The following is a 14,372-nucleotide window of genomic DNA, read 5'->3' as shown; positions in this document are numbered from 1 at the left end:
TTATTTAACCGCCTGATAGCCTTGATACCCATCAGTCAGCGTATTCAAGAACGCGACCACGTCCTTGATTTCCGCCTCGTCCAAAGCAGGCTTTTCGCCGGGCTTGCGATCAAACGGAGGTTCGGTATTCACATTCGCCCAATAGCGCCTGGGCAGATCGTCGAACTTCTGGACCTTGCCGTGAACGACCGGATAGAACTTCTCGGGGTTCGTATCGCGTTGAACATAAAAGCGCACGGCTTCGTCCAACGAATGATAAATGCCGTTGTGGAAAAACACCTTGCGCGTGGCCACATTGCGCAGCGACGGTGTTCTGAAGATGCCGCAATACTCCGACTGACCCTTGAGGTCGCGACGCTCCGGACCGCACGCGCCGAGGTCGAAATACTTCGGGTTCCTATTGATATGTAGCGCACGATTGCGCGGCACACCCAGCGCAATCAAACCAAAGTCGCTGAACTGCGGTGGCGAACCGTCCTTCGCGCGCTGGCTGATATGACATGCGGCGCAATTGCCCTTCTTCTCATCGTTGAATAATTCCAGCCCGCGCATTTCGGCTTCGTTCAGCTTTGCCTTGCCCGCAAGAAACGCATCGAACTTGCTGGTGTACGGATAGAACTTCTGCGGCGTCTGCTCGAACGCTTCAAGCGAACGGAGGATAGCGTCGAAGGCCTTTGCGTCGTTATCGAAAATGGTGGCGCCGAACGCATCGCGCAACTCTCCCGCATAGGGCGCGGCCTTTACCGCCGCGACCACTTGCGCCGGCGTGCTGCCCATTTCAAACGACGACGTCAGCGGAATCCGCGCCTGATCCGCACCATGATCGACACGGCCGTCCCAGGTCAAACCACCGGTCGGACCGGCGTCGACACTTTCATCGCCTTCGTCATCGGAATCGTGGAAATGCTGCGTGAATTGCGGCACCGATTGCAAATAGCGCAGCGACGGCACCGCGCGAAATCCCGGCTGCCGCAAGTCGCTGCCGCCCAGTTGCACCGACAACGCATTGGGCGGCCCGAACGCACGATCCGGGCTATGGCACGACGCGCAAGCCAGTTTGCCGGAGCCGGACAACGACGGGTCGAGGAACATCTTTTCTCCCACCGACGTCATCTGCTTAACCTGCGCGAAAACCTGTGCGCGAGTTTTTGCTTCGCCTGCACTGTAAGGCCCGGCTTGCGAAGCCGTTGAAGCAGCGTGCGAATCGCAGCCGGTCAGCACGACTGCCGAAACGCAAATTGCGGCCAGGGGCAGCAGCAGGGAAGTGATGGATGGCATGTGCATAAGGCATTGGAGGGAAGCCGAAGCGTATGACGTTCATATGTCACGTCCATGACATGACAAATGCCCTTCGCTTATCTAATGCAATCTGACATATTCTTACTTATTGAAAGCTATATTAAATGTTCCTGTCAAATGTCATTGGGACACTGCGGCACCGGTAAGAATCGCTTAACGGCTTATCAAATCAAGCGGCAGCGCTAAGCGACAACCAGGCCGGTCCCCCAACGACAGAGACCTATCGATGAATAAGAAACTCGTCCTCGCCGTGCCACTCACGGCGTCGATCGCACTTGGCTTGTACGCGTGCGGCGGCAATGACGACAACCACGCCGACCTCAACTCGGTGAAGAACATTGTCGTGATCTATGCGGAGAACCGCAGCTTCGACAACCTCTACGGCAGCTTCCCGGGTGCTAATGGCCTGCAGAATGTCACCGCCGCGAGCGCGCAGCAGCTCGATCGCGACGGCAGCGTGCTGGCCACGTTGCCGCCCATCTGGAACGGGTTGACCGGAACGGGCGTGACGCCTGCCGTGACCCAGGCCATGACGGTGAACTTGCCCAACTCGCCTTTCGCTATCGATGATCCGGCTGGCTTCAACACGCCTTTGTCGCTGACGACGCGTGACCTGTATCACCGTTTCTATGAAAACCAGATGCAGATCGATGGCGGCAAGAACGACAAGTTCGCCGCGTGGGCCGACTCGGGCGGTTTCGTCATGGGTCACTACAACACCAACGCCGACAAGCTGCCGCTGTACAAGATCGCGCAGCAATACACGCTCGCCGACAACTTCTTCATGGGTGCGTTCGGCGGGTCGTTCCTGAACCACCAGTGGCTTGTTTGCGCGTGCACACCGGTCTATCCGAACGCGGACAAGAGCGTGGCGTCAGGGTCAATTTCATCGGTGAATGCTGACGGGGTATCGCTGAAGCTGACGGCCGCTTCACCCGCTTCCGCCATCACGGGCATCCCGAAGTTCGTCAACTCGGGCAACCTGACGCCGGACTTCTACGCCATCAATACGATGCAGCCGCCGTATCAGCCGAGCGGCAACACGCCGGCGACAGGCGGTGATCCAGCGCTCGCCGACCCGACGGTTGCGACCACGCTGCCCCCGCAAACGCAGACGCATATAGGAGACCTGTTGAATACGGCGAACGTTTCGTGGGCCTGGTATGGCGGCTCGTGGGGCGCCGCATTGGCGGATCGCACGAAGATCAGCGGATCGACAAATTCAGTGCCGAATTTCCAGACGCATCATCAGCCGTTCAACTATTTCGCCGACCTCGCGCCGGGTACGACGAACCGCGCGCAGCACTTGCTGGATGGCGGCACGGACGGCGCGGGGTTCATCGCGGCGATCGATGCGGGCACCCTGCCCGCCGTGGCGTTCTATAAACCACAGGGCAACCTGAACGAGCATGCGGGTTATACGGACGTGGCATCGGGCGATGCGCACATCGCGAATGTGATTGCGCATTTGCAGGCGAGCCCGCAGTGGAAGAACATGATCGTGGTCGTGACGTACGATGAAAACGGCGGCTTCTGGGATCACGTCTCGCCACCGAAGGGCGACCGCTGGGGTCCGGGTACGCGCATACCGGCACTGGTGATTTCGCCGTACGCGAAGAAGGGTTTCGTCGATCACACGCAATACGATACGACGTCCATCCTGCGTTTGATCACTACACGCTACTCGCTGCCGAAGCTTCCAGGACTCATCGCTCGCGATGCTGCGATGGTCGCGGCAGGCGGCAAGCCGATGGGCGACCTGACGGCTGCGCTACAGTTCTGAAGTTGAGGTTTTGCTTAGCAGCTAGCTAAGAAGCGCGATGGGGTTATGGACCTATCGCGCTTTTTTAATGGGCGCACCTACATATTGATCTGTCCGCCCAGCTCCACCACGCGATTAGGCGGCAAGCTGTAGTACTCCGCCGCTTGCGCCGCATTGCGGCCCAGGAATGCGAACAATTTCTCGCGCCAAAGCGCCATCGCCTTGCTTTCGCCGGTCGCACGAATCGTGTCGCGAGCGAGAAAGAACGAGGTATCGGCAGCGTCGTAGGTCCAGCCGGGAATCTGCTTCTGGATCAACGTCAGAAGCACCGGCACGTCCGGAATCTCCATGAAGCCGTGACGCACCCTGACCGCATAACAACCATCACCCAGATCCTCGACCACGGCCTTGTCGGCGTCCCTGACATGGGGCACGTTGTCGGTCGTGCCAGCAAGAAAGATGTTCGTATTGTGCAGCACGCGGTTGTGCTTGAGGTTGTGCATGAACGCCGTCGGGGTCATGCCGGCCACACCGCCGGGAAACACCGCCGTGCCTTCAACACGCGACGGTGGGTGACTGCTCCTGCACAGCGAATAGATGATGTCCTTGAGCGGCAAGTTATCTGATTTCATCCGGTCGACGAGCATTTCGCGGCCCTTGTGCCAGGTCGTCATGATCGTGAACAACGTAGCGCCTGCCAGCAACGGAAACCAGCCGCCGTCGAGCACCTTGCTGACGTTACTCGATACAAACACCGCGTCGACCACCGCAAAAGGCCCGATGACAAGCGCCGTTGCCAGCGGTTTCCAGTGCCACAGGCAATGCGTGATGAAGTACATCAGCAACGTGGTGAGCAGCATGGTGGAGGCCACCGCGATACCGTAGGCGGAGGCCAGGTTATCGGACGATTTGAAGAACACCACCAGGAACACAACCGCCGCGAACAACGAGAGGTTGATGAACGGCACGTAGACCTGACCGATCTCATGCGTCGACGTATGGACGATCGGAATGCGCGGCAGAAAGCCAAGCTGCACGGCTTGCTTCGTCATGGAGAACGCGCCCGAGATCACCGCTTGCGACGCGATGATGGTCGCCGCCGTCGCCAGGATGACAAGCGGGACAAGCGCCCAGCCGGGAGCGGACTCGAAGAACGGTTGCTTGAGCGTATCCGGATGCATCATGACAAGCGCACCCTGACCGAAATAGTTCATGACCAGACTTGGCCAGACGAGGAACATCCACGCTAGACGGATCGGCTTTTTACCGAAATGCCCCATGTCCGCATACAAGGCCTCACCACCCGTCAGCGCGAGGAAAACCGAACCCAGCACGATGAATGCAGTGCCCGGGCTATGTGCCAGGAAAGCGATGGCGAAGGTCGGCGACGCCGCTTCAAGAATGACCGGATGCTGCACGATATGCAGCAAGCCCAACGCGGCCAAGGTGACGAACCACACCACCATGATTGGGCCAAAGACCTTCCCCACGGCACTGGTGCCGTGCTTCTGGATGGCGAACAAACCCGTCAGGATAACCAATGAAATCGGCACGATCCAGGCGGTGAGCTGAGCGTCGATCAGCGTCACGCCTTCCACCGCCGAAATGACGGAAATAGCGGGCGTAATCATGGAGTCGCCATAGAACATGGCCGCGCCGAATACACCGAGCGTTAGCAGGACATTACGCAAGCGCTCGGGAGCAACACCCGATGCCAACGCGGTCAGCGCAAGAATGCCGCCTTCGCCGTCATTGCCCGCGCGCATCACGAAGCTGACATATTTGAGCGTGACGACGATCAGGATCGACCAGAGAATGAGCGACACGATGCCGAACACGTTAGTCTGACTGACCCCGCCCGCGGCCTTGAGGCACTCCCTGAGGGTATAAAGCGGACTTGTGCCGATGTCGCCAAAAACAACGCCTACAGCACCGAGCATGAGAACCGGCGCCCCTTGTACAACTTTGGTCGAAGAGTTTGCGACTGATGCTGACATATGCCTTTCGCTCGATTTGTTAATCACCACCGCTAACCGGGATGGCCCACAGGCTAACCGGTTTCATCGGCATGGACCTCAGCATTTACACCAAGCGCGCCTCATCAATTCAATAACACGCCCCATAACAATAACCGCGAAAAATGACGATAGGTCATGTAAAAGAAAATGCGAAGCGCGCGCGTTTGAATAACGTGACCAGGACCCGAACCTGCGCGCGCCGCCCGGGCTGCTTGCGCAAACTTGTTGGCTCGCACTGCGTCGGGTACGCTTGCCACATACTAAAGACCCGGCATACACGCTATGAAAAAATTAGTCAGGCTGGAATTGCAGCAAATCCATCCAACGCAAATAACCGCAGGAATGCTGGAAGTCGATGAGAAACGCAAGCACTTCGCGTCCCTGTCCGCGGAAGAACTGAAGCGCGCGCTCAAGGCCTTGCCCATTCCCGCCGTGTTGGGCCGGGATGGCACCCACTTCGCAACCGATCATCATCACCTTGCGCGGGCGCTATTCGACGCCCAGATTAATTACGCTTACGTTGAAGTCATGGCCGACCTGTCGAAACTGAAAGGCGATGCCTTCTGGCTGGAGATGGCAAACCGGCGATGGGTACACCCCTATGACGAGCACGGCATCCTGCATGGCGTTGCCGCGATTCCGCCCAATGTCTCGGGGCTGATAGACGATCCGTACCGGAGCCTGTCAGCGTTTGTTCGCAATGCGGGCGGATACAATAAAACGCCAGAGCCGTTTGCCGAATTCCAGTGGGCGGACTTCTTCCGCACTCGCATCCGCTTGTGGAGCACGTCGTTTCAATTCAACGCTGCCGTCCGGCAGGGGGTGCATCTTGCCAGAAGTCCGGACGCGTTGGTACTGCCAGGGTTCTACAAAAGCAAGGTTGGCATCGGAGCCACGCCAGGCGCTTGATGGCTGGCTCGACGGGTAAGCGGCAGCCAGATACAAAAACGCCGTTGGACCCTTTCGAGTCCAACGGCGTTTAGATCCTGCAGCGATCCTTAATGCGCCAGGAACGAGCGCAACTTCTCCGACCGGCTGGGATGCACGAGCTTGCGCATCGCCTTGCTTTCAATCTGGCGAATCCGCTCACGCGTTACATCAAACTGCTTGCCGACTTCTTCCAGCGTATGGTCGGACACGGTGTCGATACCAAAGCGCATGCGCAGCACCTTCGCTTCACGCGGCGACAATGAATCCAGCGCATCCTTGATCGCCAGACGCATGTCGGCGTGCATGGCGGCATCGGCCGGGGATTCCGTGGCCGAATCTTCCACCATGTCGCCCAGCGTGGTGTCACCGTCTTCGCCCAAAGGCGTTTCCAGCGAAACCGGCTGGCGCGCGATCTTCAAGATGCTGCGAACCTTTTCTTCCGACAAATCGAGGCGAACCGCCAGCACCGACGGATGCGCTTCCTGTCCCGTCTGCTGCAGGATTTCGCGCGATACGCGGTTCAGCTTGTTGATCGTCTCGATCATGTGCACCGGCACGCGAATAGTCCGGCCCTGATCGGCGAGCGAACGCGTCACAGCCTGACGAACCCACCACGTGGCGTACGTCGAGAACTTCCAGCCACGCCGGTATTCGAACTTGTCCACGGCCTTCATCAAGCCGATATTGCCTTCCTGGATCAGATCCAGGAAATGCATGCCGCGGTTCACGTACTTCTTCGCGATCGAAATCACCAGACGCAGGTTCGCTTCCGTCATTTCGCGCTTCGCCTGACGCATCTTGTGCTCGGCGGACGTCATCTGCTTGTTCAGCGCCTTCAGTTGCAACAGCGGCAACATCAGGTTCGACTCAATCTGGATCAGCTTTTCCTGTTCCGCCTGGATGGCCGGCAGGCTGCGTTCCAGCGCCTTGCCATAGACGCTCGAGGTAGCGTGACGCATGGTCCACTCAAGATCCGTCTCGTGGCCTGGGAACACTTCCACGAACTTCTCACGCGGCATGCCCGCTACATCGACCGCGATCTTCAGGATGCGGCGCTCGATAGCGCGAACCTGTTCCACTTGCTCGTGGACCTCGGCGCACAGCTTGTCGATGGTACGAGCGGTAAAGCGGATCGTCGCCAGTTCTTGCTGGATGTGTTCCTGCACGCTCGGCCATTCGCCGGTGCGCGAGTCGTCGGCGGTATAAGCCGCATGGAACGCGTCGAAACGGTCCCGCACGTTCGAGAAAATAGGCAGGCAGTCGCGCAGCAAATGCTTGAGGCGCGTTGCGTTCGCACGCGTGGCCTGCTCGTCTTCGGTCTCGCCGTCTTCGTCGTCGCTTTCCGACGCGAGTTCGGCTTCGTCGAGTTCGGCGTCGGTATCGGCATCCGCCGCGACCGCGTCTTCGTCCAGCGTGGTGTCCTTGAAGCCGTCGACCAGTTCGTCGATGCGCAGCTCGCCCGCGACAATCTTGTCCACGGTCGTGAGCAGCGTGACCACGGTCGACGGGCACGCGAACGCCGCCTTGATCATCTCGCCGAGGCCATCTTCGATGCGCTTCGCGATTTCGATCTCACCCGCGCGGGTCAGCAGTTCGGTGCTGCCCATTTCGCGCATATACATACGCACGGGATCGGTCGTGCGGCCGAATTCCGAGTCGACGGTCGCCAGCGTGACTTCCGCTTCCTCGTCCGATTGCTCGTCCGACACCGCCGTGGGGGCGGAATCGTTCAGCAGCAGCGTTTCCGAGTCCGGCGCTTCTTCGTAGACGGCCACACCCATGTCGCGGAACGTGCTGACAATGGTTTCGATAGCCGATGTCTGCGCAAAGTTACCCGGCAGGTGATCGTTGATCTCCGCGTGGGTCAGGAAACCTTGCTGTTTTCCCAGTTGAATCAACGCGCGCATCTGGCGTTGACGTTCATCGGCCTGCTCGGGCGAGCAAACGCTTTCGTCCATTGGGCGCGACATCTTGTCCGCAGCCCCACGGCGGGCTTTCGATTTTTTTGCAGGAACGCCGTTGCCGGCGGTAGATTCGGTTGGATCAAAACTTGTCATACATTTCCTCGACAGCTTTGCTCTGTAATAACAAACCAGTGCACAAGCGGTTAGACACGAGCACTACCGTGACGACCGACGGGATCATCACCTCGGGTTCAGCAGTTCAGCTTATTCAGCCAATTCGATGCGTTGATTCGAGCAAAACTGAATCAGTTTGGAGGCGGGGCGCGCTAACGAGCGCAGTACTCGCGCGGGTCGTACAGTCTATAGCAACTTGGTTGCGGCTAGTGAGGTAAACGCCAATATCAGGCGTATTTAGTAGCCGAGCGCAGCAAAACTACAACATTTAGCTCGGACAAGTAGTCAATTGCGGACGAATTAGCTCGATTCAAGACCGTGCAAGCCGCATAAAGCCCCTTAAATGAGCCTGAAAATTGGTCCGGTATTCCGACCCCGATTAATGTGCGCCGGTTCGGTGACGGACGATTTTCGTCGACTTTGCTTGCCGTGAGGTGGTTTTTTCGCGCCGCAGCTTTGCAGACAGCCGTGTGCGTCACCTCGCTGACTATCGGATTGGCGAAAGGATTGGCGAAAACGCCTACTTTAATCGCATTGCGATCAAACGCATTTCAATGCGATTTTTTTCTTCCTACTCTGTTCGTCAGACGCAGCGCTTCCGATGATCCTTTGCTGATCCGGGAGGCCGTCGATGCCTATCGAGGAAGTCGACATGAAAAACGTCACGGCGCTGATCGCAGCCCTGGAAGCGGAACTCGGAGCCGATGCGGTACTGACGGCCGAATCCGACCTCGCGCCTTTTACGGAAGACTGGCGAGGCCGCTACAAAGGTCCGGCGGCGGCGCTCGTCCAACCCTCTAACACCTCGCAGGTGTCGGCCGTCGTGCGCCTGTGCGCGGAGTACGGCGTCCCGGTCCTGCCGCAAGGCGGCAATACCAGCCTGTGCGCGGGCGCGGTGCCGGCGAATGCGGGCCTGCCGCCGGTCATCGTCAATTTGACGCGCATGCGGCGCATTCGTCATATAGATGCCGCCAACTGCTCGATGGAAGTCGAAGCCGGTTGCGTGCTGAAGACCATTCAGGAGGCGGCCGCCGCCGAACAACGCCTGTATGCGGTCAGCCTCGGCGCCGAGGGTTCGTGCCAGATCGGCGGGAATTTATCGACTAATGCGGGCGGCACCGCCGTCCTGCGCTACGGCAATACGCGCGACAACGTGCTGGGACTCGAGGTCGTACTCGCCGACGGCACCGTCTGGAACGGCCTGCGCGCCTTGCGCAAGGACAACACGGGGCTTGACCTGAAGCACTTGTTCATCGGCGCGGAAGGCACGCTCGGGATCATCACGGCGGCTACGTTGAAGCTGCATCCGCTGCCGGCGCAACACGCGCTCGCGTGGTTCGCTCCGGTGGACCCCGCCGCCGCGCTGCACATCCTGGGGATGTTCCAGGCCGCGTGCGGGTCGCGGCTGAGCGCCTTCGAGATGATCAACCGCCTTCAGCTCGAACTCGTAATCGAGCATGTTCCCGGGCGACGCAATCCGCTCTCGGAACTGCACGAATGGCACGTGCTGGTCGAACTGGGCGACACCCACGGCGGCGAGGAAATGACCGCGTTGATGCAGCAAACGCTCGAACACGCGGCCGAAGCCGGGTTGATCCACGACGCCGTTCTCGCCAGCAACGAGACGCAACGCGCCGCGCTCTGGGAAATTCGCCATAGCGTGTCGGAAGCCAACAAGAAAGCGGGAGTGGGCCTGACGACCGACTGTGCGGTGCCGGTGTCGGCGGTGCCGCTTTTTATTGAACGCGCCACGCAGGCGGTGCACGCCATTGTTCCCGGGCTCGACATCATCGTGGTCGCGCACCTTGGCGACGGCAACGCGCATTTCATCCCATTCTTCACCTTCGAAGCATGGCGCCAGCTCGCCGATCGCTCCTCGATGGCCAACACCATGCGCCACTGCGTGAACGACGTCGCGCATGAATTACGCGGCACGTTCAGCGCGGAACACGGCGTCGGGCAAACCGGGCTGCCGGAGATGGCGCACTACAAATCCGCGGCTGAACTCGGCCTGATGCGCGCGGTGAAGAACGCGCTCGATCCGCACAACCTGTTCAATCCGGGACGCTTGCTGCCCTGAATTTCCGGGTCCCGTTTTTTGATTCTCGGGACCATCGATCCAGGCCAAAGAAGAAGCCTGGACGTTCACATCACAGCGTTTCTGTTTCTATCCACACCCTTGGAGCCGACATGAAAAAGCAGCCCGCACGCGATGAGATTCAACAGCTTGAACAACCCGGCCGACGCACGGTCATCAAGACGGCTGTCGCCGGCGCTGCCGCAGTGGCGTTCCCGTTCGTCTGGACGCCGTCGCGTGCGGCGAATAAACGGATCGTCATTCGCGACGATGGCGGCATCTACACCAAGGCGTATGGGGCGGTTTTCTACAAGCCGTTCACGGAGAAGACTGGGATCGAGGTAATCGGCGTGCAAGCGAACGCCGAACCTACCGCACAGATCAAGAGCATGGTCGAAACTGGTAGCTACACGTGGGACATGGCCAAGATCAGTCAGCCAGCAATCCTTCTGTTGACGGGTGGTGGCAAGGAATACCTGGAGAAGCACGGGCTCGAGGCTGACCCGGTGATCGCGAAGATCCCATCGCAATACATGTCCCCCTATGGCGTTGGCACCAACATTTATACGACCGTGCTCGCGTATCGCACTGACGCCTTCAAGGGCCGCAAAGCCCCGAATTCATGGGCCGATATGTGGAACGTCAAGGACTACCCGGGCCGTCGCGGCCTGCGCAAGTATCCGTTCGATACGTTCGAAGAAGCGATGATGGCCGACGGCGCGTCACCCTCGCAGGTCTATCCGGTCAACTTCGACAAGGGCATCGCGAGCCTCGACAAGATTTCCAAACACGTCGATGTGTGGTGGACCACGGGCTCGCAAGTCGAACAGATGCTGGGCTCCGGCGAAGTCGACATGATCAGCACGTGGGTATCGCGAGCGCAATCGGCTATTGCAAACGGCGCGCCGGTGGCAATCGTCTGGAACCAGAACATCTGGGGCGTCGACAACTGGTCGATCCTCAAAGGCACGCCGAATGCCGCCGCCTGCCGCGAGTTCATCAAGTTCGCGTCCGACCCGAAACGTCAGGCCTCACTGGTCGAGTATTTCCCGGCCGGTGTTACGCAGCCCGAAGCATTCAACTACATCAAGCCCGAGATTGCGAAGAACTGCCCGACGTTCCCGGAGAACATGAAGAACGGCCTGCATATCGATGCGAAGTTCTGGCAGGAAAAACAAAGCGTCGCGCTGGAACGCTTCAATAGCTGGATCCTGACCTGAGCGCTGTTTTTATCGCTTCCTTTGTGTTTTCACCGTCACGGATGCCGATTCCATGCCTGCCTCGAACCTTCAAATCACGGGACTCTGCAAGCGTTATGGCGACTTCGTTGCCCTCGCGCCCACCGATCTCGATGTCGCCCAGGGCGAATTCCTGACCCTGCTTGGGCCCAGCGGATCAGGCAAGACGACGCTGCTCAGCCTGATCGCCGGGCTCGCGCAGCCGGACGATGGCCAGGTGCGGATCAATGGTGTCGACGTGACATACGGCGCACCGTATGAACGGGACATCGGCATGGTGTTTCAGAACTACGCGCTGTTCCCGCACATGACGGTGGCGGAGAACATTTCGTTCCCGTTGCAGATGCGCAAGACGGATGCCAAAGCGACGCGCGAGAAGGTCATGCAAGCGCTCGAGATGGTGCATCTGCCGCATGTGGCAGGGCGTTATCCGCGGGAATTGTCGGGTGGTCAGCAGCAGCGGATTGCGCTCGCGCGCTGCATGGTCTACCGGCCGTCGATCATCCTGATGGACGAACCGCTCGGCGCACTCGACAAGAAATTGCGCGACCAGATGCAACTGGAGATCAAGCGGATTCATCGGGACCTGGGCACGACGATTGTCTACGTCACGCACGACCAGGAAGAGGCGATGACCATGTCCGACCGCATCTGCCTGATGAACGCCGGATCGATTGCGCAACTCGGCACGCCCGCAGATTTATATTTCCGTCCGAAGAGCGTGTTCGTCGCGGACTTCCTGGGCGAATCGAACCTGCTCGACGCGGTGGTCACAGGGCGCAGCGGCGATCAGGTGCAGATCAGCGTGCAGGGTGGCGCGAACGTCAACGCGATGGCATACGACTCTGTGATTCGCAACGGCAAGCCCGTGAAGCTGATGTTGCGTCCGCAGAACCTGCAGATCCACGATGGACCGCCGGCCGCATCGATCAACGGCGGCACGTTGTCGGCGAAGCTCACCGACATCATGGTCACAGGCAGCATGACGAAGCTTTATCTGCAGTCGCATATCAGCAATGCCCCGCCACTGGTCGCGGCGTTTCCCACCAACCGGCTCGGCCGCCAGTACGAGATCGGGCAGACGCTCGGCCTGTCGTGGCTGACTGCAGACGCTGTTGCCATTGCGGGGTGAAGCGATGAATCGTTCCGCCCTGATCGCTGAACAAATGCATCCCGACGCGCCGCCGCCACGCCCTGCCCGATGGCGCGCGTGGTTGCGGCCCGGCGCGATGAGTGCGCCGATTATCGTGTTGCTGCTCGTGATGCTGGTGTACCCCGTCGGCCAGTTGTTGCTGCTGAGCGTGCACAACGGCAGCGGCTTTACGCTCGTCGAATACAAGCGGCTCTTTGCGTCGTCGGTGTATGTGGATGTATTGCTGATCACGCTCAAGGTCTCGTTGTGGACGACCTTCTTCTCCGTGCTCACCGGCTATCCGATCGCGTATCTGATTTCCTCCCTGACGCGTGAACGCAAGAACCGCCTCCTGTTCTGGGTCCTGCTCTCCTTCTGGACCAGCTTTCTCGTACGCACATTTGCATGGGTCGTGCTGCTCGGGCGCAACGGCGTGATCAACCAGGTGCTGCTTGGACTTGGCATCATCGACCGGCCGTTGAGCCTGCTCTATAACTTTTCCGCCGTGATCGTCGGCATGGTCCACGCGCTGATGCCGCTCGCGGTGCTGACCATGCTCTCGGTGATGGAGAACATCGACCGCCGCTTGCCAAGCGCTGCCGCCACGCTCGGCGCGCGTCCTGGCACCGTGTTCTGGAAGGTGTATTTCCCGCTGTCGCTGCCGGGCGTGGCCGCGGGCGCGTTGATGGTGTTCGTCACGGCCATCGGCTTCTTCATCACGCCCACGCTGCTCGGCGGACGCCATCAGACCATGATCACGCAACTGATCATCGACCAGGTGATGCAGGCGCTGAACTGGGGTTTTGCGGGCGCAATCTCCGTGCTGCTGCTGGCGGTCGTGCTGCTTGTGTTCCTGATCTATGACCGCATGGTCGGCCTCTCCACCATGGCCGGCGGCAGCTCGGCCGCGCGTGGTCCGAAGCGCGGCGGCGGCTGGAGCCGCAAACTCGGCGACGTGATCCTGACCGCGCTGGGCAACGCCACCGATGCGGTCATCGGCGTATTGCCCAAACGCCGCAAACGCCGCGCCGCCAATGGCGAAAGCCTGACGTTGCGCGTGGTGGTGATCCTGCTGCTGGTCTTCCTGAGCGCGCCTGCATTCCTGATGATTCCGCTCTCGTTCGATTCCGCGTCCGGTCTTGCGTGGCCGCCGCACGGTTTCTCGTTGCAGTGGTATCGGCAGATCACTGATTCGCCGTTGTGGATGCAAGCGATTACGCGCTCGATGCTGGTGGGTATCGGCACCGGCATTCTCTCGATGCTGATCGGCACGCCCGCCGCGTTCCTGCTGGTGCGCGGCGGCATGAAGGGCAAGGCGGCCATGCTTGCTTTCATCCTCGCGCCGATCGTGGTGCCGCGCATGATCATCGCAGTGGGCGTGTTCTACTTCTTCGCGAAGATTGGTCTGATCGGTTCGTCGTTCGGCCTCGTGCTGGGGCACACGGTGGTGGCCGTGCCTTACGTGGTGATCACCATGATGGCGGTGCTGCGCAACTACGACACGCGGCTCGATCTCGCCGCGCACAGCATGGGCGCACGCCCGTGGGCCACGCTGCGCCGCGTCACGTTCCCGATTCTCGGCGCAGGCTTGATGTCGTCGTTCCTGTTCGCTTTCGCGACCTCCTTCGATGAACTGACCATCGCGCTGTTCTCGTCCGGCGGCTTGAGTACGACCTTGCCCAAGCAGTTCTGGGACGAAATCACGATGCAGATTTCACCGGTCATTGCGGCCGTTTCCACGTGCCTGTTCGTATTTATCGCAGCCTTGATCTGGGTGGCGGACCGCTTGCGCCGCCGCAGCCTCGCTTCTTGAATAACCTTGTTTTCTAGGACTAACT

At 59.7% G+C, this 14,372-nt stretch carries 9 protein-coding genes; 6 read left to right on the top strand and 3 right to left on the bottom strand.

Going from position 1 to position 14,372, the window contains the following annotated elements; genetic code table 11:
• Positions 1 to 1,278 carry a cytochrome-c peroxidase gene (locus ACSOSP_RS24510; protein WP_455313490.1) on the bottom strand — a complete coding sequence of 426 codons (1,278 nt, stop codon included), beginning with the start codon at positions 1,276 to 1,278 and terminating at the stop codon, positions 1 to 3.
• A gap of 247 nt (positions 1,279 to 1,525) precedes the next feature.
• On the opposite strand from ACSOSP_RS24510, the gene ACSOSP_RS24505 reads away from it, so the two are divergent.
• Positions 1,526 to 3,082: an acid phosphatase gene (locus ACSOSP_RS24505; RefSeq protein WP_455313489.1), complete on the top strand. Its 1,557-nt coding sequence runs from the start codon at positions 1,526 to 1,528 to the stop codon at positions 3,080 to 3,082.
• 77 nt (positions 3,083 to 3,159) lie between these two features.
• On the opposite strand, the gene ACSOSP_RS24500 is transcribed toward ACSOSP_RS24505, so the two are convergent.
• A complete protein-coding gene (locus ACSOSP_RS24500; RefSeq protein WP_455313488.1) occupies positions 3,160 to 5,058 on the bottom strand; it encodes a potassium transporter Kup in 1,899 nt (632 codons plus the stop codon).
• A gap of 303 nt (positions 5,059 to 5,361) precedes the next feature.
• On the opposite strand from ACSOSP_RS24500, the gene ACSOSP_RS24495 reads away from it, so the two are divergent.
• Positions 5,362 to 5,988: a ParB-like protein gene (locus ACSOSP_RS24495; protein WP_455313487.1), complete on the top strand. Its 627-nt coding sequence runs from the start codon at positions 5,362 to 5,364 to the stop codon at positions 5,986 to 5,988.
• A gap of 89 nt (positions 5,989 to 6,077) precedes the next feature.
• Here the strand turns inward: ACSOSP_RS24495 and rpoD are convergent, their stop codons facing one another.
• Entirely contained in the window at positions 6,078 to 7,979 is a 1,902-nt protein-coding gene (gene rpoD, locus ACSOSP_RS24490; protein ID WP_455313662.1) for an RNA polymerase sigma factor RpoD, read from the bottom strand.
• Positions 7,980 to 8,739: 760 nt separating this feature from the next.
• Between rpoD and ACSOSP_RS24485 the strand changes: the two genes are divergently transcribed.
• From ACSOSP_RS24485 to ACSOSP_RS24470, 4 genes are all read left to right on the top strand, one after another.
• Positions 8,740 to 10,167, top strand: a complete 1,428-nt coding sequence (locus ACSOSP_RS24485) for an FAD-binding oxidoreductase (protein ID WP_455313486.1) — start codon at positions 8,740 to 8,742, stop codon at positions 10,165 to 10,167.
• Between the two features lie 110 nt (positions 10,168 to 10,277).
• Positions 10,278 to 11,384 carry an ABC transporter substrate-binding protein gene (locus ACSOSP_RS24480; RefSeq protein ID WP_455313485.1) on the top strand — a complete coding sequence of 369 codons (1,107 nt, stop codon included), beginning with the start codon at positions 10,278 to 10,280 and terminating at the stop codon, positions 11,382 to 11,384.
• 52 nt (positions 11,385 to 11,436) lie between these two features.
• Positions 11,437 to 12,534 carry an ABC transporter ATP-binding protein gene (locus ACSOSP_RS24475; protein ID WP_455313484.1) on the top strand — a complete coding sequence of 366 codons (1,098 nt, stop codon included), beginning with the start codon at positions 11,437 to 11,439 and terminating at the stop codon, positions 12,532 to 12,534.
• A gap of 97 nt (positions 12,535 to 12,631) precedes the next feature.
• Entirely contained in the window at positions 12,632 to 14,347 is a 1,716-nt protein-coding gene (locus ACSOSP_RS24470) for an ABC transporter permease subunit (RefSeq protein WP_455313661.1), read from the top strand.
• Positions 14,348 to 14,372 lie beyond the last annotated feature (25 nt).

This window comes from Caballeronia sp. KNU42 (assembly GCF_053760385.1).
The sequence above is the reverse complement of the archived record's forward strand: the minus strand, read 5'-3'. Positions and strand labels throughout refer to the sequence as shown.